The organism is Streptomyces sp. NPDC001493, assembly GCF_053597235.1.
Map to the genome: position 1 here is coordinate 44,423 of NZ_JBSFHV010000025.1, position 18,422 is coordinate 62,844.

At 70.0% G+C, this 18,422-nt stretch carries 19 protein-coding genes and 1 CRISPR repeat array; of the genes, 15 read left to right on the plus strand and 4 right to left on the minus strand.

Going from position 1 to position 18,422, the window contains the following annotated elements; translation table 11 throughout:
* Positions 1–96 precede the first annotated feature (96 nt).
* Positions 97–876, minus strand: a complete 780-nt coding sequence (locus tag ACWCWD_RS29220) for a hypothetical protein (protein ID WP_450777311.1) — start codon at positions 874–876, stop codon at positions 97–99.
* A 427-nt stretch (positions 877–1,303) separates the two neighbouring features.
* Between ACWCWD_RS29220 and ACWCWD_RS29225 the strand changes: the two genes are divergently transcribed.
* The 8 genes from ACWCWD_RS29225 to ACWCWD_RS29260 all read left to right on the plus strand — a co-directional run bounded on the left by ACWCWD_RS29225 (position 1,304) and on the right by ACWCWD_RS29260 (position 10,070).
* Positions 1,304–2,152: a GntR family transcriptional regulator gene (locus tag ACWCWD_RS29225; protein WP_450777313.1), complete on the plus strand. Its 849-nt coding sequence runs from the start codon at positions 1,304–1,306 to the stop codon at positions 2,150–2,152.
* Positions 2,153–2,178: 26 nt separating this feature from the next.
* On the plus strand, positions 2,179–2,742 hold the full coding sequence (locus tag ACWCWD_RS29230) for a GntR family transcriptional regulator (RefSeq protein ID WP_450777315.1): 564 nt from the start codon (positions 2,179–2,181) through the stop codon (positions 2,740–2,742).
* A 755-nt stretch (positions 2,743–3,497) separates the two neighbouring features.
* Positions 3,498–5,885, plus strand: coding sequence for a hypothetical protein (locus ACWCWD_RS29235; RefSeq protein WP_450777317.1), 2,388 nt, complete (start codon positions 3,498–3,500; stop codon positions 5,883–5,885).
* A complete protein-coding gene (locus ACWCWD_RS29240; RefSeq protein ID WP_450777319.1) occupies positions 5,882–6,730 on the plus strand; it encodes a DciA family protein in 849 nt (282 codons plus the stop codon). The genes ACWCWD_RS29235 and ACWCWD_RS29240 overlap by 4 nt, the downstream gene beginning before the upstream one ends.
* Before the next feature lie 42 nt (positions 6,731–6,772).
* The gene (locus tag ACWCWD_RS29245; RefSeq protein WP_450777321.1) at positions 6,773–7,060 is read left to right on the plus strand and encodes a helix-turn-helix domain-containing protein; all 288 of its coding nucleotides are present in this window, start codon (positions 6,773–6,775) and stop codon (positions 7,058–7,060) included.
* Positions 7,061–7,346: 286 nt separating this feature from the next.
* A complete protein-coding gene (locus ACWCWD_RS29250) occupies positions 7,347–8,870 on the plus strand; it encodes an RNA-guided endonuclease InsQ/TnpB family protein (RefSeq protein WP_450777323.1) in 1,524 nt (507 codons plus the stop codon).
* Positions 8,871–8,888: 18 nt separating this feature from the next.
* Positions 8,889–9,164: a CRISPR direct-repeat array (repeat unit 29 nt; unit sequence GTGCGGCCCGTGCGCGCAGGGGATGACCG).
* A 198-nt stretch (positions 9,165–9,362) separates the two neighbouring features.
* The gene (locus tag ACWCWD_RS29255) at positions 9,363–9,740 is read left to right on the plus strand and encodes a hypothetical protein (protein ID WP_450777325.1); all 378 of its coding nucleotides are present in this window, start codon (positions 9,363–9,365) and stop codon (positions 9,738–9,740) included.
* 42 nt (positions 9,741–9,782) lie between these two features.
* Positions 9,783–10,070 (plus strand): helix-turn-helix domain-containing protein, encoded by a 288-nt coding sequence (locus ACWCWD_RS29260; protein WP_450777327.1) that lies wholly within the window; start codon positions 9,783–9,785, stop codon positions 10,068–10,070.
* 384 nt (positions 10,071–10,454) lie between these two features.
* Here the strand turns inward: ACWCWD_RS29260 and ACWCWD_RS29265 are convergent, their stop codons facing one another.
* Together ACWCWD_RS29265 and ACWCWD_RS29270 are read right to left on the minus strand one after the other, a co-directional pair.
* Positions 10,455–10,637 carry a hypothetical protein gene (locus ACWCWD_RS29265; RefSeq protein ID WP_450777329.1) on the minus strand — a complete coding sequence of 61 codons (183 nt, stop codon included), beginning with the start codon at positions 10,635–10,637 and terminating at the stop codon, positions 10,455–10,457.
* Positions 10,634–10,954 (minus strand): hypothetical protein, encoded by a 321-nt coding sequence (locus ACWCWD_RS29270; protein ID WP_450777331.1) that lies wholly within the window; start codon positions 10,952–10,954, stop codon positions 10,634–10,636. Before ACWCWD_RS29270 ends, ACWCWD_RS29265 begins: the two co-directional genes overlap by 4 nt.
* A gap of 545 nt (positions 10,955–11,499) precedes the next feature.
* Between ACWCWD_RS29270 and ACWCWD_RS29275 the strand changes: the two genes are divergently transcribed.
* The 3 genes from ACWCWD_RS29275 to ACWCWD_RS29285 all read left to right on the plus strand — a co-directional run bounded on the left by ACWCWD_RS29275 (position 11,500) and on the right by ACWCWD_RS29285 (position 13,803).
* Positions 11,500–12,117 carry a hypothetical protein gene (locus ACWCWD_RS29275; RefSeq protein ID WP_450777333.1) on the plus strand — a complete coding sequence of 206 codons (618 nt, stop codon included), beginning with the start codon at positions 11,500–11,502 and terminating at the stop codon, positions 12,115–12,117.
* A gap of 400 nt (positions 12,118–12,517) precedes the next feature.
* Positions 12,518–13,042, plus strand: coding sequence for a hypothetical protein (locus tag ACWCWD_RS29280; protein ID WP_450777335.1), 525 nt, complete (start codon positions 12,518–12,520; stop codon positions 13,040–13,042).
* Positions 13,039–13,803, plus strand: a complete 765-nt coding sequence (locus ACWCWD_RS29285) for a hypothetical protein (protein ID WP_450777337.1) — start codon at positions 13,039–13,041, stop codon at positions 13,801–13,803. The genes ACWCWD_RS29280 and ACWCWD_RS29285 overlap by 4 nt, the downstream gene beginning before the upstream one ends.
* 75 nt (positions 13,804–13,878) lie before the next feature.
* Here ACWCWD_RS29285 and ACWCWD_RS29290 read toward each other — a convergent pair whose 3' ends face one another.
* Positions 13,879–14,019, minus strand: coding sequence for a hypothetical protein (locus tag ACWCWD_RS29290; protein ID WP_450777339.1), 141 nt, complete (start codon positions 14,017–14,019; stop codon positions 13,879–13,881).
* Positions 14,020–14,192: 173 nt separating this feature from the next.
* Between ACWCWD_RS29290 and ACWCWD_RS29295 the strand changes: the two genes are divergently transcribed.
* From ACWCWD_RS29295 to tap, 4 genes are all read left to right on the plus strand, one after another.
* Positions 14,193–14,711 carry a hypothetical protein gene (locus tag ACWCWD_RS29295; RefSeq protein WP_450777341.1) on the plus strand — a complete coding sequence of 173 codons (519 nt, stop codon included), beginning with the start codon at positions 14,193–14,195 and terminating at the stop codon, positions 14,709–14,711.
* A gap of 10 nt (positions 14,712–14,721) precedes the next feature.
* Positions 14,722–15,384, plus strand: coding sequence for a hypothetical protein (locus tag ACWCWD_RS29300; RefSeq protein WP_450777343.1), 663 nt, complete (start codon positions 14,722–14,724; stop codon positions 15,382–15,384).
* A 334-nt stretch (positions 15,385–15,718) separates the two neighbouring features.
* Positions 15,719–15,847 (plus strand): hypothetical protein, encoded by a 129-nt coding sequence (locus ACWCWD_RS29305; RefSeq protein WP_450777473.1) that lies wholly within the window; start codon positions 15,719–15,721, stop codon positions 15,845–15,847.
* A 441-nt stretch (positions 15,848–16,288) separates the two neighbouring features.
* Positions 16,289–18,418, plus strand: coding sequence for a telomere-associated protein Tap (gene tap / locus ACWCWD_RS29310; protein ID WP_450777345.1), 2,130 nt, complete (start codon positions 16,289–16,291; stop codon positions 18,416–18,418).
* The last annotated feature ends 4 nt before the right edge of the window (positions 18,419–18,422 follow it).

Genomic DNA, 18,422 nt, shown 5'->3' on the forward strand with positions numbered 1-18,422 from the left:
CTGGGCCGAAGCCCAGGGGCTACGAGCAGCCACGGCCCCGGCCGCCCCCGCGTGCGAGGGCGGCCGGGGCCGTGGTCGATCGTCTCGATGCGTGGGTCAGGACGCCGGAGTTTTCCGGGTGTACTGCCTGCCCAGTTCGGTCTGACGCCGCTCGTGCGCCTCTTCGTTCTGCGGCAGCATCGGGAGGTCGGGGCCGCGGAACTCGGAGAGCGAGCCCGGAGACCGCGGCGCACAGCGGTTGTTTGCCCTCTCGACCGCCTCACCGCCGTACCGGGCCCACTGCGCCTCGCGAACGGACCCTGCCGACTGCTGCCGCGCGGTGCGGCGTTCCCGGCTCCCCACCTGCTCGCTGGCCTCGCGGCGAGGCAGCTCCTTACCGAGCACGCGGACGTAGCGATGGGCGAGTACACCGCCCTCCCCGCAGGGCTGGCCGGTGCCGCACTCGACGCATCCCGCGTAGTGGGCGAGGTAGGCCTGGCGAGCCGTCTTCAGCGTGGTATCCGCGAAAAGGCGAGTAACCGGCGGGGCGGGGGCCGGAATCGGCTTGTAGAACTGCTGCGCCGAACGCCGGTTGTCCTGCGGCATCGCGTCCCGCAGCAGGCGGTTCTGGCGGGCCTCCCAGCGCCGCACGTCGATGTCGATGACGACGAGCTGGTCGCTGCCGGGACAGCGGGGAAGCTGTTCTCCCTCGTGCTCCCGGATCTTGAGGACGGTGTCGCCCATGATCCGGCGCCAGGTCCGGCAGTCCGGACACGCGATCGATTTCGTTTCGCCCTCTCGGACGTTGTAGTCCTCGGGAGCCATGCTGCTGAGACGTAAGGGGGCGCGGTGGTTGGTGTTCTTGGTCCGGACGCGGCCGGGACGAACGCGGGGCATCGAGTCCTCCTGATGGCGAAAGGCGTGATGCTGCCTTCTCCGCCGCGCCAGGCCGACGAGCCTTCCGGTTCGCGGTCCTGGCGGACAGACAGCGCAGCAGCGCTGATCAAGGTGGATCTGTGGTGCTCGATATTCGGTACAGGCGCCCGGCCGGGGGAGCTCGGCTCACCCCACTGCCCCGCCCCAGAGGACGGCGACCTCCTGCTGTTACAAGTCACTCAGTGCATCCAAGGGATGACCGAGAACCGCAACTCAACTAGTTGTGTTGCGGTCTCGATTAACGCACCTTCGTGTGCCCCTGTCAACACAACTAGCTAAGTTTTGTGTGTTTGGTTGTGACCTGGCGTCCCCGCCGCGGGCTATGCGCCACCAGCCCTCATAGGCGCTACGCTTGCTGGACTTAGCTAGTTGTGTTCTCATCATCGGCATGACGATCGAAAGAAGGGCCGTGGGCACCAAGAAGGAGCCGGGAAAAGCGGACCGGATCGCCGCAGACTTCGCAGCAATGATCAGGAGTGGCGAGCTCGCCCCCGGCGCGCAGCTCCCGAGCGTTTCGGAGCTGCGCGCGGAGCACGGGGTCGCCTACCAAACCGCGCGCGATGTGTACCGGACCCTTGAGCGCGAGGGACTCGTCTACACCCGCCACGGCAAGGGCTCATTCGTCTCACCCATCGTGAACAAGATCAACCGAGACGGAACGTCCCGATATCAGCCGACAGCGCGAAGCGCCGGCCAGGCCCGTGGGGCATTCGCCGCGGAGTTGCAGCGGTTGGGGCTCGTACACAGACACGACTCCAGCCCTACGGTGATCGCGCGCCAGCGTCCTCCGGAGGAGATCGCGAGCATCTTCGGCCTCAGCGCCGACGCCGACGCCGTGAGTCGGCTTCGCGTGATGCGTGCGGGGCGGCTGGATGCTGCCGTGGATCCCGACGAAGGATTCCCTGTGCAGATCGCGATCTCCTGGTTTCCTGCGGAGATCGCGGCCGGAACGGTTCTTGAACAGCAGGACACGGGACCGGGAGGGAGTAAGAGCCGTCTCGCCGATCTGGGGTACACGCAAACCCGGATCACCGAGTCCCTGGAAGTCCGGCTGCCCATGGATTCCGGTGTCGGTGGACTGGACGAGTCGGCGGCCCTCGGTATCTCCGATGATCAGCCGGTTTTCGTCCTTCAGCACGTCGCAGTGACCTCTGCTGGATCTCCGGTTGAGGTAGCAATTCACGTGATGCCCACCAGCATCTGGCGCCTCACCTACAGCTGGGACATTTCCACCTAGGTTTCCAACCGTCAGGAGTAGATTGCATGGCCAGCAACATCGTCCACGGCGACAAGATCATCCGTGATGCAGGTAGTCGCTACCGCACAACACAGCGCGAGGAGGGCGGCGCGCGAGGGGCGTTCGACGGCGAGGTTCGACGCAGCGGCGGAACTCCTCGTTCAGAGGTGACCGTTCGCTCCGAGGCCGCCCCGGTGAACGTCGCGTCCGCGCTGGGACTGGAGCCCGGCACGGAGGTGACGGTCCGAGCCCGCCGCATGTACGTCGGTGACCGAGTGGTACAGCTCGCCACCTCCTACATCCCCGGTTTCGTCGCAGACGCGGCACCGGCGGTGAAGGAGCTGGACACGGGGAAGGGCGGCATCATTTCCCGTATGAGCGACGCGGGCTATGCCCAGGTCTCGGTGACCGAGGACGTCGATCTCGAACCGGCATCGGAAGACCAGGCGCGCGCCCTGGACACTGCCGCAGGTCACCCTCTGCTGACGATCACCCATATCGGATACGCCGAGGGCGGCCGGCCGGTCGAGTTCACCCGTCATACCCTCGGCCCGGGCTGGACCCTTCGGTACGAGGTTCCTGTCGCCTGATTCGCCTGACGCAACTCCGTTAGAAACACGAAACCGCTCCGTCTGCCAGGACGGAGCGGCTTCTGATCGACTCGCCCGAGCTCCTACACTCCCGAGTCGTGTCCGGTGAGGTGACCTCGCCGGGGTGATGCCCGTGGACCCAAGGGTCCGCGTGGTCACCTGTACCCAGATTAGGCGGTCCGCCTCGCGGATCGCCACCGTCTGCGTACCCTACTGGGTCACATTCCCTGGTCATGGCTCCCCTATCGGGGAGATCAACCGTTATGTACCGCCTGCTCAACCCAGGTCCGCGCAAGAGCGCCGCGCCGGCTGCCTCAAGCGTGAACCGAAGCGTCCCCGTGGGGGGCGTCGAGCCTCTTCTCCATGAAGCTCCACCGGCCACCTGGAGCCGGGGGGGTGGTGGTCCCCGGCGGGACGGTCCTCCACAGGGAACCGTCGTCGGCGACGAGCAGCAGTCCCTTCGCGTGAAGGTAGTGCAGGGACTCGCGGATCCCGTCGCGAGCCGCGCCGAGGTACTGGGCGAGCTCGGATGCCAGTTCCGTGTCGCGGAGGATCAGGTCGATCTGTCCGGCCGCCGCGAGCGGGATGTTCAGACCGTAGAACGCCGAATGCGGTCGGTGCCGGTGCAGGCTGGTCCGGTACCGGTGCGGAGGGCGGGGCAGCCGCTGGCACTGGGCGGTGATACGCGGGCCCGTCTGGGTAGTGCGGTACGTGCGCTGCTGAACGAGAACGGCCTTAAGGGTGCGCCGGATTCAGTGCGGCTGGCGGTGTTGGTGCTGGCCTCGCGGACGCCGTGGGAGACGGGTGTGGTCGAGATCCGCACGCGTGAGCTGGGCCGGTGGATCGGGTTGTCCAAGTCCCGTACGGCTACCGCCGTCGTCCCAGTCATGCGCACGTCCGGCGTCGTCACGGTGGAGACGGCAGAAGGCGAGTTCACGCAGCACGACGGGCTGCTGTGCCAGGTGGAACCCATGAAGGCGGCCCGGGGTGTGGTGGGTCACCCGTTGAACCTGCAGAAGAAAGAGCTCGCCACCTTCTGGGCGCTGATGGAGGCCGTGATGGCGCCGGGCTGGGCGCGCCGGGACGGCTCGGTCACTCCGGCCGGGCTGCTGGGGAAGCGGACGGGCCGGGGCGGGGCGACGGAGCGTCTGGCGCTGTTGTTGCTGGTGCTGGAGGCGCGGGAGAACGGGTGGGTGCGGCTGGGCAGCGGCCGGGTGGACACACGGCATGGCCGTCCGGTGGCGACTCTGGCTCGGCTGCTGGGCTGCTCTGTGTGGGTGGCTGAAGGAGTGCTGGAACGGCTGGAGGACATGCAGCTGGTGGTGCGGCCCCGGGTGAAGACGGTGTCCAAGCTGAACCATCGGAGCCGGTTGGTGGTGCCGGCGGTCGCCGCCGCGCACGGCCGCAGGGCCGCTCTTCGCATCGTGGAGGAGCGCACGGACGCCCCGGATCCCGATTTTTCAGACCTCGTCGATCCGGTAGGGCCTAGTGAGCCCGTCGGCGCCGAAGAAGAAGTGCAGGCCAGCGGCCCGGAGGAAGGCAGCGGCCCGGGGTTTTCAGAGCCCGGCGTTACAGGAACCCTTCACACTGATCACACTCACCTGGTTCCCCCGGTCGTTCCTCTTCAGCTCTCTGGTGGCTTTTCCGGCGAAGGCCGTGGAGCTGGAGGTCCGCTGCCGGATGGCGCCTGCGAGCGCGAGGACCAAGCCGTCGACGGCGAAGACGCCGCGGCCGTCCCCGGGCCCCGGGCGGCTGAGGTCGGCCCGCTGCGCGGGGAACAGCCCAAGAAGTCCCCGGTCGATGAGTGCGACGGACAACGGGCTGCCGCCAGGCCTGGTGCCGGTACCGGTGTCCGCCAGCAGGCCGTTCGTGGTGGAAAGGCGCAGCAGCACAAGCGAGTGGACCTGCCGGAGGATTCTGGTCTGCGGGTCGCGTTGGGGCCGGTCTCGTGGCTGTGGCAGGGGCTGTCCGGGTTCCAGCAGGCCCAGGTCGAGGCGGCCGTCGGGGCGGAGCTCGGGCGGCTGGAGGGCTGGACGGGGCAGCAGGAGCGGGCGGCGAGGCGGCTGGCGGCCCGCCTCGCCGCCCGGCTGGAAGAGACCGGCGGTGAGGACCGGGTCGACCGCCCGTACGGGTGGCTGATCGGGCGGGGCCTGGTGCAGCGTCAGGCGTGCGCGGACCGGCGGTGCGACGACGGCACCCGCCTCGACACCGGTGCCGCCTGCGAGAGCTGCGCCAACGTGCTCCACGTCCGCCGGGCCGCCCGGATCCAGGTCACGGCCGGGGTCGACCAGGAGCTGCCCGGCCTCGATGACGCCGCCCGCCGCCAGGTCGTCGAGGAGCGGCTGCGCACCCGGACGGCCGTCGACGCGGAGCACTTCGTGCGGCGCCGCGAGGCGGCCCGCGTCCGGGAAGCCGAGCGTGAAGCGGCCCGTGCCGCCGCCCGGGAGCGGGCCGAGCTGGAGCGCCAGGCCGTCGCCGTCGTGGAGACGGTGCGCCAGGCGCTGGCGTGCGAGGACTGCGGGCAGGACGCGGCCGGTGGGCTTTGCGAGGCGTGCGGCTGCCGCCGTGAGACCGAGACGCTCACCGCCCGGACCGTGCAGCTTGTCGCTGTCCGGACGCTCGACCCGTCGGCCAGCACGGTTGACGTCGCGGCTCTCGACGCCCGGGTCCGTACGGCCATCGACCGCAAGGTCGCCGTCGACTGGGCGGAGTTCCTGGTGCTCTCCGGCCCGGCCGACCTCGAGGACGACCTCGCGCGCGCCGACCTCGCGGCCGCGCTCACCGCCCGCAGCACCGTCCAGCAGATCGCCGACCAGGCCGCGGCCAGCGCGCTGGCCGCGTTCGGCCGGACCGACGAAGCCGAAGCCGAAGCGGACCGGGCCTACCGGACCGAGCAGGGCAGGAGGTGGTTCCAGCACAACCCGACCGGTGAAGCCGCCGTCGCCGCTGCGACGAAGGCTGCCACCACCGCCCGGAACCGCGTCGCCCAGCACCTGCTCGCGGTGCGCCTGGAGCAGCTGCGTGAGCAGGCCACCGCAGGGCGCCGGTCCGGGCAGGCCGGGGCCGGGTCGTGGACGGACCGGCTGCCGGAGCTCGCCGCCCGCGCTCTCGACGGTGACACCGCCGGGGCGGTGATGGCGTGAGTGCCGAGTCGGAGTTGAGCGGTGTCGACCTCGCGCGCCAGGCACTGACCGCCGCCCGGGAAGCGGCGAGGAAGAACGGCGCCGGTCGGCCGAAGCCGAAGCGGCGCCCGGCCAGCACCGTCGTACGGCGTGACGGGCGCGAGCCGCTCGGGCTGGGCAGCGCGATCAGCCGGATGCTGACGGAGCGTGGCATGACCGCCCCGGCCGCTGGCGGCAGCGTCCTCGCACAGTTCGACACGATCCTCGCCACGGTCGCGCCCGAACTCTCCGGACGGGCCCGGGCCGTGGGCTACGACGCGGACACCGGGCGCCTGGACGTCGTCCCCGACAGCCCGGCGGCGGCCACGAAACTCCGGTGGACCGCCCCGAAGCTGAGCGCGGCCGCCAACGCGCAGGTCCCCGGGGCGAACGTCCGTACCGTGCATGTCCTGGCGCCCGCGACGGCCGGCCCCGCCGTGGCAGCCGAGCCGGTCCCGCCGACGGTGGTCCCGCCGACGGTGCCTGCTGGACCTGCCGTGCGTCTGCCCGCACCGGAGGGCTACCACCAGGCGCTCGCCGCCCACCGCGCCGCCCGCCCGGCGAAGACGACCACCGACACGAAAGTCCGGGCCGCCATCGAGCGGCAGATCCGCGAGCAAGCCCGCGAACCCGAAGACGACTTCGGCGACGGCCGCAAGGCCCTCGAAGAGCTCCGCGCCAAGGCCGCCGCGCAGCAGCGGTCGTCCTCCAGCGACGCCGCACGGGCCCGAGCTCTCCAGCGCCTCGCCGCCGAACGCGCCGGACTCGCCACGCTCACTCCAGCGAGGCCGGCCGCCACGCCATTGACGTTGAATCAGACAGCCTGACCCCACCCGACCGGCCACGCATACCTCATGCGGAGTACGCATATGCCCAGTACAGAAGACGTGTTACGGCTCACGATCGGCGCCCTGATGCGCCTGACCGGCGAGCGGCAGGCCGACCTCGCGGATGGAATCGGGCTGAGCCAGACCCAGATCAGCCGCAAACAGGCCGGGAGCGCCGCGTGGTCCCTGAACGACGTCGACCGGCTGTCCGCCCACTACGGCATCCCCGTCCCCGACCTTCTGGCCGGAGTCGACCGCGCCGTCCACTGCCTGCCCGTACGGCGCCGAGCACCCGCACCCGGCGCCGCCCAGCTCACGATCAGCCCGTAGCCGTGGCGCTCGGGGAGTTCGTCGCCCAGCAGCGTGGGGCGACCTCCAGCGACGCGACCCGAGCCCGGGCACTTCAGCGTCTCGCCGCCGAGCGAGCCGGGCTCCCTACGCTCGCGCCCGCCGCTACGGCCCCGCACCTGCCGCGAGCGGCATAGCGTCTGCTGGAGCGCGCACCCGCTCCATGTCCTGCGGTGCAGGTCAGGGCTTCGGCTGCGCGATTGTCAGTGGCGTCCTCTACTGTCAGTTCCGACCGGTTGACACTGTGCAAGGGCGGGGGTGGTTCATTGTGGAGACTGAAGTTCTCAAGGCGTTCCGTTTCGCGCTGGACCCGACCCCTGCTCAAGAGCAGCAGCTGTTCCGGTGGTGTGGGAACGCGCGGTTGGCGTTCAACTACGCGGTGGCGGCGAAGCGTCGGGCGCATGAGGAGTGGCGCGGTGGCGTGGCCGCTCTGGTTGAGAGCGGTGTTCCGGAGGCGGAGGCGCGGAAGCAGGTGCGCGTCCCGGTTCCGGGGAAGCCGGCGGTGTACAAGGCGTTCGTCGCGGAGCGGGGTGACACCCGGTCAGGCGCGGAGGGTGTGTGCCCGTGGTGGCACGAGGTGAATACCTACGTGTTCCAGTCGGCGTTCCTGGACGCAGACGCGGCGTGGAAGAACTGGCTGGAGTCGTTCCGAGGGGCGCGGGCGGGGCGTCGAGTCGGGTACCCCCGGTTCAAGAAGCGTGGGCGGGCCCGGGACAGCTTCCGTCTCCACCACGACGTGAAGAGGCCCGGCATTCGGCTGGTGACGTACCGGCGGCTGCGGCTGCCCGCGTTCGGCGAGATCCGCCTCCATGAGTCCGCGAAGCGCCTTCAGCGCCTCGTCGGCAAGGGGGAGGCGGTCGTGCAGTCGGTGACCGTCTCGCGCGGCGGCCACCGGTGGTACGCGTCCGTGCTGTGCAAGGTGACCGTCACCCTGCCCACTGGCCCGACCCGGGCCCAGAAAGCCCGTGGCACAGTTGGCGTCGACCTCGGAGTGAAGGTCCTGGCCGGACTGTCCCGCCCGCTCGTCGACGACGACCCGACCAGCCTCCTCATCCCGAACCCCCGCCCCCTGCTCGCGGCCGCCCGCCGGCTCACCAAGGCACAGCGCAACCTGGCGCGCACGCAGAAGGGATCAGGACGCAGGGAGAAAGCCAAACGGCGCGTCGGCCGGCTCCACCACGACGTCGCCCTCCGCCGCGACACCGCCCTGCACCTGCTCACCAAACAGCTCACGACCCGGTTCGCGACCATCGCCGTCGAAGACCTCAACGTCGCGGGCATGACCCGCTCAGCCCGCGGAACCCTCGAACGCCCCGGCAAGAAGGTCCGCCAGAAAGCCGGACTGAACCGCGCCATCCTCGACTCCGCCCCCGGCGAGCTGCGCCGCCAGCTCACCTACAAAGCTTCCTGGTACGGCTCCCGTCTCGCGGTCCTGGACCGCTGGTGGCCCTCCAGCAAGACCTGCTCGGCCTGCGGGTGGCAAGACCCACGCCTCACGCTCGCCGACCGGGTGTTCACCTGCGACACCTGCGGCTTCTCCATGGACCGGGACCTCAACGCGGCCCGCAACATCGAACAGCACGCCGTCGCACCCCCTGTTCCACCCGTCGCCCCCGGTAGGGGGGAGACGCAAAACGCCCGTGGAGTCTCCGTCAGACTCCCGGTCCCACGGGGCCGGAAGCAGAAGACCGCGAAACGGGAAGACATCAGGCCCCCGGGCCCGATGCCACCTCGGCGGAGCGATCCGCCGACATCCCCCAACCGGCGTCAAGAGCAAGCAAAGCTGTTCTGAACGTGCAGGTCGCTAAGGGTGCGGCCCGTGCGCGCAGGGGATGACCGCATGGACTGGTAGGCGATGTGGGCCGATTTATGTGCGGCCCGTGCGCGCAGGGGATGACCGATCGTTCATCGTCGCGTCCGTCCCAGGCCAGGGTGCGGCCCGTGCGCGCAGGGGATGACCGTAAGCGGCTCCGGCGCCTCCCTCCTGGTACCGGTGCGGCCCGTGCGCGCAGGGGATGACCGGATCGACATTGAGCAGCTGCTCGGCAATGCGCGCCGTGCGGCCCGTGCGCGCAGGGGATGACCGCCGTCGCTGTACGCGGCCGCCGGAATCTGGCACTACTGGCGCGTCGAGCTCGACCCCGCCCCACGCGTCCTCGCGGCGGGCGGTGAGGTGCTCCTCCGGTGGACCGCCCCGAAGCTCGTGGCGGCCGCCAGCGCGCAGGTTTCCGGAGCGGACGTCCGGACCGCGCACGTCCTGGCGCCCGCGAGTGCCGGCCCGGCCGTGGCAGCCGAACCAGCCCCGCCGACGGTGCCCGCCGGACCTGCCGTGCGTCTGCCCGCACCGGAGGGCTACCACCAAGCGCTCGCCGCCCACCGCGCCGCCCGCTCGGCGAAGACGACCACCGACGCGAAGGTCCGGGCCGCCGCCGAGCGGCAGATCCGCGAGCAGGCACGCGAACCAGAGGAAGCGTTCGGTGACGGCCGCCGGGCGTTCGAGGAGCTCCGCGCCAGAACTGCCGCGCAGCAGCGTTCGTCCTCCAGCGACGCCGCACGGGCCCGGGCCCTGCAGCGACTCGCCGCCGAACGCGCCGGACTCGCCACGCTCACTCCAGCGAGGCCGGCGGCCGCCGCGCCAGTGACGTTGAATCAGACAGCCTGACCCCACCCGACCGGCCACGCATACCTCATGCGGAGTACGCATATGCCCAGTACAGAAGACGTTTTACGGCTCACGATCGGCGCCCTGATGCGCCTGACCGGCGAGCGCCAGGCCGACCTCGCCGACGGGATCGGGCTGAGCCAGACCCAGATCAGCCGCAAGCAGGCCGGGACCGCAACATGGTCCCTGGCCGATGTCGACCGGCTGTCCGCCCACTATGGCATCCCCGTCCCCGACCTCCTGGCCGGAGTCGACCGGGCCGTCCACTGCCTGCCCGTACGGCGCCGAGCGCCCGCACCCGGCGCCGCCCAGCTCACGATCAGCCCGTAACCGTACGCGTCGCCCTCGGGCCCGAACTGTTGGTTCGGGCCCGAGGGCGACGGGTCAGCCGGCCGGGGGCCAGGGGCGTCGTCAGGCGGGTCCGGTGCCGCTGTCGTCCGCGTCAGGGTTCGGGCCCGGTTCCGGGTCGGGGTCGGGGCTCGGTCCCGGCAGCGGCGCCTTCCGGCTCCTCGGCCGGGGCGGGCTCAGGCGGGGCGTCCGGGGTGCTCGCAAGGGGCGCGACTACCGCGTCGCCGCCGGCCGCCTCCATCGAGGAGACGGGGCGCGCACGGCCAGCGTGGCAGGCTGTATGGGCCCGGTGGCGCCCATCACGAAGCCGATGCCGCCACCGGACACACCTCTGCCCCCACCCGATACTCGCGGGTGGGGGCAGACTCAGTGGTAGACCTTGTCGTGAGCACCCGAGGTGTAGGCCATGTCCTCGTAGCATTCGACACTGCACGCGAGGCCGGCGTTGGCCCCCATCCACTTGTATTCGGGTTCGGGGGAGCCGCAGTTAGAGCAGTGCGGGACTCCCTGATGCGGGCACTCGCCAGCACGCTTCCGTTCGTCGTTCATGATTTGCTCCTGTCGCGCGGGAGGTTGATGGTTGCCCGGATGTGCGCTGCTGTCTGCGTCCAGTCGGTGTGCGCGTGTCCGTAGGGGGTGACCTCCAGCGGGCTGGTGAGGGCCAGTGGGGTGCACAGCACCCGCGTGGTGTCGTTCCAGTAGGCAAGGGGTTCACCGGTTGTGGCTACGGCGGGGATGCCGTGGCTGGTCAGCCACGCGGCGACTGCCTGCTGGTCCGTGCGCTGGCTGCGGGCAACGACGGAGTAGCCGTCGGCCATGAGGGCGAGGACGGCGTCGCGGGCGCCAGGTGCGATGTCGCCGTACATTTTGCCGCCCTGCCACCCGCGGTCGCGGGTGTGCAGCGGGCCATCGACCTTGATCGTGATGCAGGGCGGGCGAGGTCCGGGGGCGGGTTCGGCGGGGTACCGGGCCCAGAGGGTGGTGGCGGCGCGGTGAAAGAGCGACGCGAGCTGTCGAGCGGCGGGGCGGAGCAGGGTGGGAGACACGCAACCTCCAGAGAGTGCTTGGTCCAGACGTGTGGCGAGGAGGCCGTCTCCCGTGGTGGCGATCAGGGCTCCGCAGTCTTGCACTGACCCCAACATGCCTCACGTGAGGCGAAGTTGGCAAGGAGTGTCACCCGAAAGGGTGAAGCCCCTGCCGGGACACCCCTGCTCCGCTCGCGGAGAGAGGGGCCCCCGCCGACTTCCGTTACTTCGCCGGGCGAGCACCGTTTACTATCCGCGAAAGGGAGGCTTCCGTGAAACGGTGCCGGAACTGTGGCCAGCCGCCACAGCGGGAGAAAACGTACTGCCGGTCCTGTCTGGAGCGGCGGCGACCGAAGGACGAAGCGCGACGCCGAGAGATCAGCTCGGTGGTGTTTCGTGAGGAGGATCGGGCCGAGCTGCTGCGGCTCCTGTTGAGCTCGACCCCGCTCGCCGTCGCCTGCGGCGCGGTGGGCGTGTCCGTGAACCAGGTGTACGGGTACCGGCGGTTCGACCAGGGCTGGGCCACTGCGCTGGATGAAGCGTTGATGGCTGGCCGGGACCCGTCGCTGGAGCACGGGACGCACAAGGCGCACCGGTGGGGTGGGTGCCGGTGCCCCGAGTGCCGGGCCGTGAAGGCGAGTGCGTTGAGTGCCCGTAACCCCACCCTGTCGAAGCGCAAGGTTCCACCCACGGCCCGGCAGCTTGAACGGTTCCTGGAATTGGCGCGGCAGGGAAAGCCGCTGCCGGCGGCAGCTTCGGGGGCCGGGTTGAGGGTGAAGGCGGTACGACGGGTGCTGTCCGAGGACGCCGGTTTCAGGGCCGCTTGGGAGGCGGTCCGACACAACGGGCGCCCCGCGGCGCTCCGGTTCGATGCCGCCGAAACCCTGCGCACCGAGTGGATGAATGGGACCCCGGCGTCAGAGATTGCACAACTCCTCGGCGTCGGGGTCGGCACTGTCCTTCACTCCCGGGCAAAGCAGGGGCTGCCTCCGCGCCGCGGTTGAGCCCTGCCGCAGAACCGCCAGGCTGGCCCCGATCGCGTCCAACCGGTCGGGGCTTCGTGCTGTCGGGGCTCTCGGCTGGCCGTCTCTGAGGGGTTTCACTCTTCCGGGTGACACCCCTTGCCGACTTCGACTCACGTGAGGCATGGTTGAGTCGTCGCAAGGGAGACAAGGGGGACCCGATGAACACCACCGCAGTAGCCATCGAACACCGCCTCCCTCGCCCGCCGCATCGCCATCGGCGCCATGCTCCGCCCCGCCCGCCCGATCGTCTTCTCCACCGAGACGATGGTCACGATCGGCGGCAACCGCTGGCAGCGCAACGGCATGGACCGCGTCTATGTCTGGGCCGCCGTCGTCGCCGGGATCCGCACCGCCAACACCAACTCGAAGGAGCACCACCATGGCCGTCACCACCAACTATGGCAGCTGGTTGAACCGCGCGAACGAGCTGACCGTCGGCCACACCATCAACATTGTCGTCGGCGACTACGTCGACGAGTACGACCTCGACGGCATCGACGAGGACTACCGGACCGCGATCAACGCCGCCCTTCCCCACGGAGTGTTCCTGGTCGGGGACGAATTCCACGGTCCGTACTACGACGAGGACGCCGACTTCGACGGCTACCCGGAAGACGAAGACGGCCAGCTCGACATCGCAGCGATCGTCGAGTCCGTGGACCTGATGGCCATCGTGGAACGGCACGAGCTGTGGACCATCGACCAGGTCGCTGACCACCTCGGCTACAAGGGCACCTCGGCCACCGGAACGGCCCGCAAGGCTCTGTCGCGGTGGGGTGTAGAGCGGCACGACATGGTGGAGCACCCGACCAGCGGTCGCCCTCAGGCCCGGTACAAGGCGGCGGACGTGAAGGCAGCCCAGGATGCGGCGCCCGGCCAGGGGAGCCGCACCGACTTGCCGTGACGTCGAGCCCTACCGCCACGGCAAAACCGATCACCAGAATCGAGGGCACCACAATGAGCGACAGCGACGACTTCACCACCGACGTGCTGCAGGTACGGCTGACCTTCCACCCGGTCTATCTGAGCGGGCGGATGGAAGTGGAGCTGCGCAGGGTCAGCTACGGCGACGACGTGGCCGGCGAGTACGAAGAGATCGAAGAAGGCGAGATCGTCCGCCGGGAGTTGACCGCCCCGGCCGGGGTTACGCCCGACGCCATCAGGGCCGGGCAGGCCGAGGTGCAGGAGGTTCTGCGCGAGTTCGACCTCCAGCTCTGGGACGACGACTGGAAGGAGGAGGGGGAGTACGCGCTTTACAACGACGTCAAGCCCCTCGGCTCCGGCACCAGGCCCCTCGACCAGGCCGCGAGGTCTCTCGACTCCGGTTACCCGCACCTGGAAGCCAGCCTGCCGCAGAGCCGCCCTGCGCCGCCGCAGGTCCTCCCCGGCACGTTGTTCTTGACGCCAACGGAACGCCAGGACCTCAGGCAATGGCTCCAGCTTGAGCCTGCGGTGACGCTCAGCATGGATTACGACGAACCGTCCTGGTCGTCGGCCCGCCGCTCGGGGACGCAGTCCTGGTGCGAAACGGGCCGGCACGGCGACACTCCCCCGCTCTGCCAGTGGCAGGAGCTCATCTACGTATGGCGGGAGGAGATGGATACGTTCGCGAACTGGAACAGCTGCGAGGAGTGCCACAACACCAAGGCGCTTCCTGTCCTGTAGCTCAGGGGTAGCGCGATGTTCGCTACGACGCCCCGCACCCAAGGTCTCCCGGGTTCGGGGCATCGTGCTGTGAGGTCAGCACCGACCGGTGACTCCCCACCCGAAGTCGTAGCCCCAGTCGATGTCGCCGCGCCCAGGGGCAACACCCCATCCGAGGTCGTCGATTCCCCAGCCGACGTCGCGGGTGGTCGGGCGCGTGTTCTTTGTGATCATCATGGGGCGGATCCTGCCACGCCTACTGCCCGGCGACCAGGGTCGCCCGCGGATCGCAGACCTGGGCCCGCCGACACCCCGCCGCGTCCACTCGACAGGCACGACCCGCAACCCTAGGGTTGACATAGACGCAACCCTAGGGTTGACTGCTCTTTGTTACCAAGGGGGAGAACAGCATGGACGTCGCCACCGCAGCCCGAAAGAGCAAGGTCACCGCCGCCACGATCCGCATCTGGTGCCGCACCGGCGTCATTGCCGCCACAAAGGCGGCAGGCCGCTGGGACATCGACGTTCAGAGTCTCCGTGCCCACCGCCGCCGGATCCTCGCCATCCGCCAGGCCCGCCAGGCCCGCACCGCCGCCCGCATCCACGCCAGCATCGCCACCCAGCTCGCCCTCCCCGCCCTGACCGGCAGCCCCAAGCAGATCGCATGGGCGACCGACATCCGCGACCGCGCCATCGCCGCCGCCCTGGTCCTGGTCACCCACGACTTCTCAACCGGACTGCCCGGCGGCCCCCTCGTCTACGAGCTCGCCACCGGCTACACGATGCTCGACCACGACCCGCTGAACGCCTACGCGGCCATTGGCTCGGACGCCTACACCGAGCACGCCACCCAGGCCGACTATGTCGCCGCCTTCAACCGGGTCCTCGCGGCCCGCACCAGCGCCTGGATCAACCCCCTCTACCGTTGAGGAGAACCCTGTGTCTACCGCCCGCCACGCCCGCCTGGTCCGCAAGATCCGCCGCGAGGAAGAGCGCGCCGCCCGCCAACGCGCCGAGTCGTCCCTCGTCCGAGGAAAGCTGGTCCGGGAACTCGTCACAGACGCCGGCTCGCAGCAGGCCGCCGCCGAACTGCTCGGCGTCAGCCGCCAAGCCGTCAACAAAGCGGTTCAGGGCGCCGAGGACGCCTGGAGTGAGCTCCAGCAGGCGGCACCGGCGCTCACCTACTTGGCCCTGGCCTGGCCCAAGTACGGGGCCAATGTGGTGCGGGAGGAAGAGTGGGCTGCGCTGGATGGCGAGGAAGCCGTTCAGGCCGCCGAGACCGCACGGGATAAATGGGACACGCTCGCCTCCACCCTGGAAACCCTGCACCTGTACGTATCCGACGCGCTTGGCGAGGTGACGGAAATCCTTAACACGCCGGGCCAAGAGGAGGCGCTACAGGATGCGCTGGAGGAGGGGTTGAAGCCGTACCGTGAGGATCTGTGGGAGTCGGACTACAAGCTGCTCGGCCGCACATTCCGCCCACGCACGGTGGCCCAGGCGAAGCATCTGCAAAGCATCCTTTCAGGCATGGAATCAAGTCTGGCCCTAGGCACCCTAGAGGCTCGTGGACAGCGGAAGACGTGGGCTGAGCGCACCTGAGCACCGGACCGGACGCCACCAGAACACAACACGGCCGCGACAATCGTAGACACCACCAGAGAAGCCAACCTGGCGCGCTACGGTGAAGCCGTCACTCCCCGCCGATGCGGGGGTGTACCAGTTGGTGATTGTGGGGCCGAGAACGCCTCAACTCCTTCCCCGCCGTTGTGGGGGGTGCTCCCAATGCCGCTGTACCTGAACAACGCCCCTCGTTCGGCCGGTAGGTCGGACAGGGGGCGCTTTCGTTACCCCAGTGGCAAGCAGACCGCCACCTGATAGGTCACCCCGGGGCGACGTACGGCACCAGCACAGTGTCCCTCGAAGTCCCCCACCCGTGCGGATGCTCGTCGCCGGCTGGGACTCCGACCCGCTGATCGTGCTCGCCACCGCAGCCGCGGTGAAGTTCGGGCTGCCCGAGCGCCTGGAGGACCGCCGAGGCCTGCGTCCACGTGTGGCCTGGTGAGTGCTCTGACTTCCCCTGCTTCTCCCGCCGCGCCCGTAGTGGTGGCTGAGCGTGGGCGTCGAGGCAGGGGAGCCGCGCGGCCGCTGCGCGGCGGCCCGACCGGAGCGCTCGCGCGGCCGCGGCCCCGGCCGCGCGACCCCAGGAAAGAGAGGGCGTGGCGAGCCCTGGAAGCCCGGAGGTGGGGCCGCGTCCGGGCAGTGGCCGACATGGGCTGTTCCTGTAAGCCTCATATGCCGTTTCCGCAGGTGGCGAGGGTGCATGCGCACCCGTGAGGGTGGTGTGACCGGGATCCGCAAACTACGGATCCCGGTCACAGGTGGGAGATCCGACCGGCGAAGCGCCCGATTCAGGCTTTCGTTCGAGTTAAAAAAATGGTTCTAGAAAGTGGATAACTTGATGGGTAATCAGAGGTAGGGTGGGCGCTGGAAAGGAGATCCCCCCATGGCATCCGAAGAGGAACTGTTCGAGCTGGTCGACGCGTTGTTGGAGGAGGAGCCGCAGTTGCCGCCTCCGGCGGAGCGGGCCCGGTTGCGTGAGGCCGCGGGTATCACGCAGGCGCGGCTCGCGGTCGCGCTGAAGACGTCGACGCAGTCCATCAAGAACTACGAGAACGGCCGTTCCGAGCCGAAGTCGCCGCGTCTGGAGGCGTACCAGCGGCTGCTGAACGGGTGGGCGGCGAAGTACCCCGCCCACGTCCTCCCCGCCGCTGCCGCCCCGGCTGTCGTGCCGCAGGCTCAGCCGGTGCCGGGCACGTTCGCCGGCCCGGCTACGCCCGAGGTGCACGAGCCGGAGACGGTCGCGCCGGCCCCGGCGCCCGTCGCCTCGGCCGTACCGGAGCGCCCGGCCGCCCGTCCGGCGTCGTCGTCGCGCCGCCCGGCAGCGAAGAAGGCCGCCAAGGCTGCGAAGCCCGCGATCGACCCGCGCTTCCCGCACGGGCCGCTCGCCGTGCTGGACGAGCACGGCTCCGCGTACGGCATCGACGACCTCGTGCTCCACTGCCCGGCGACCACGATCGTGGAGCTCGTGGAGTGGACGCTGCGCGAGTCCGGCCTCGGTGCGCCGAAGCTGCACCGCAACGGCAAGGACTCCGACCCGCTGATCGTGCTCACCACCGCAGCCGCGGTGAAGTTCGGGCTGCCCGAGCGCCTGGAGGACCGCCGCGGGCTGCGCCTGGAGGAGGACCACCCGGTCGTCAAGCAGGTCCTCAAGGCGAAGTGGCAGCTCACGAAGCGCGGCTTCGGCCCCTGGGCCCGGATCTACCGCAAGGCGCAGGGCCGCGAGCGGCAGTGCGTGCAGCTCGCGATCCTGCCCTGGGACGCCCTCGACACCCGCTCCTGGCCCGGCGTCGCGGACATGGCACCGGCCGACATCGCCCAGGTCCTCGGCCTCTTCGCCCAGCGCGTCATCACCCCGCGCGGATCCACCGCTGTCTCCGGCCTGGAACTGATGACCGCGCTGCGCCCGCCGACGCGCGCCGTGCGGGACGAGGAGACCGGCAACTGGGTGTCCGGCCACAACCCCGGCAGCCTGGGGACGGAGCCGATGGACCCGGCGCCGCCGGAGGGCCAGATCGAGCACCCGGCCGTCTTCAACATCGGCTGGAAGGGTGGCTTCCTTCGGGAGGAGGCGTACCAGTGGGTCCGGCCGGTGGACAGCCTCACCTACGACGAGTGCATGCTCCCGTACGCGGTGGGCTTGGACATGAACACGGCGTTCCTCGCCTCCGCAGCCCGGCTCACGGTCGGCCTGTCCGCTCCCGACCACTTCGTCGGCCCCAAGTTCAACCCGAAGATCCCGGGTTCGTGGCTGGTCGACCTCTCTCACGTGAAGTTCGACCCTCGCCTGCCGTCGCCGTTCACGCCGACCGGCGAGCACCCGACGGGACCGGCCTGGTACCAGACGCACACCGTCGCCTACGCCCAGGAGCTCGGCTACAACGTCGAACCCCTGGAGGCATACCTGCGCCGGGAGACCGGTGCGTATCTCGACCCGTGGCACGACCGCCTCAAGACCGCCTACATGGACACCCTCGCCGACATGGGCGTCACCAAGGACCTCACCGAGGCGGAGTTCCTTGCGGCGATGGAGCGGCACAAGCAGGTCGACCCGGTACTGACCGCCGTGCTCGCCGGGATCAAGGGAGCGGTGAAGGGCGGCGTCGGCAAGCTGTTCGAGAACCCGCAGGGCAAGGGCCACAAGGACGGTGAGCCGTGGCCGGCCATGATGCGCCCGACCTGGCGCCCCGACATCCGGGCCGCCGTCATCGCGAAGTCCCGGGTCAACATGCACCGCAAGATGGCGAACATGGCGAAGATGACCGGCATGTACCCGGTCGCGGTGCTGTCCGACTGCGTCGTCTACCCGGCCCCCAGCGCCAGCCCGCTCGACTTCCTGCCCTACGCGGCGTCCGGGAAGCCGCAGCCCGGCGCCTTCCGCCTCGGCCCCACCCCGGGCCTGGCGAAGCTCGAAGGCGTCCAGCCGATGGACTGGGCGGTCGACCTGATGGAGAAGGGCCTCAACCCGGCCCGCCACATCAAGGGCGGCGACGCCGTCCTCGACGAAGGAGAGTAGGACC

What these genes read in the sequence shown, in the direction of transcription:
- ACWCWD_RS29290 (WP_450777339.1), bottom strand. Translation starts at nt 14,019, where the DNA reads ATGATGATCACAAAGAACACGCGCCCGACCACCCGCGACGTCGGCTGG.
- ACWCWD_RS29230 (WP_450777315.1), top strand. Translation starts at nt 2,179, where the DNA reads ATGGCCAGCAACATCGTCCACGGCGACAAGATCATCCGTGATGCAGGT.
- ACWCWD_RS29295 (WP_450777341.1), top strand. Translation starts at nt 14,193, where the DNA reads ATGGACGTCGCCACCGCAGCCCGAAAGAGCAAGGTCACCGCCGCCACG.
- ACWCWD_RS29245 (WP_450777321.1), top strand. Translation starts at nt 6,773, where the DNA reads ATGCCCAGTACAGAAGACGTGTTACGGCTCACGATCGGCGCCCTGATG.
- tap (WP_450777345.1), top strand. Translation starts at nt 16,289, where the DNA reads ATGGCATCCGAAGAGGAACTGTTCGAGCTGGTCGACGCGTTGTTGGAG.
- ACWCWD_RS29225 (WP_450777313.1), top strand. Translation starts at nt 1,304, where the DNA reads ATGACGATCGAAAGAAGGGCCGTGGGCACCAAGAAGGAGCCGGGAAAA.
- ACWCWD_RS29270 (WP_450777331.1), bottom strand. Translation starts at nt 10,954, where the DNA reads ATGTACGGCGACATCGCACCTGGCGCCCGCGACGCCGTCCTCGCCCTC.
- ACWCWD_RS29260 (WP_450777327.1), top strand. Translation starts at nt 9,783, where the DNA reads ATGCCCAGTACAGAAGACGTTTTACGGCTCACGATCGGCGCCCTGATG.
- ACWCWD_RS29220 (WP_450777311.1), bottom strand. Translation starts at nt 876, where the DNA reads ATGCCCCGCGTTCGTCCCGGCCGCGTCCGGACCAAGAACACCAACCAC.
- ACWCWD_RS29265 (WP_450777329.1), bottom strand. Translation starts at nt 10,637, where the DNA reads ATGAACGACGAACGGAAGCGTGCTGGCGAGTGCCCGCATCAGGGAGTC.
- ACWCWD_RS29280 (WP_450777335.1), top strand. Translation starts at nt 12,518, where the DNA reads ATGGCCGTCACCACCAACTATGGCAGCTGGTTGAACCGCGCGAACGAG.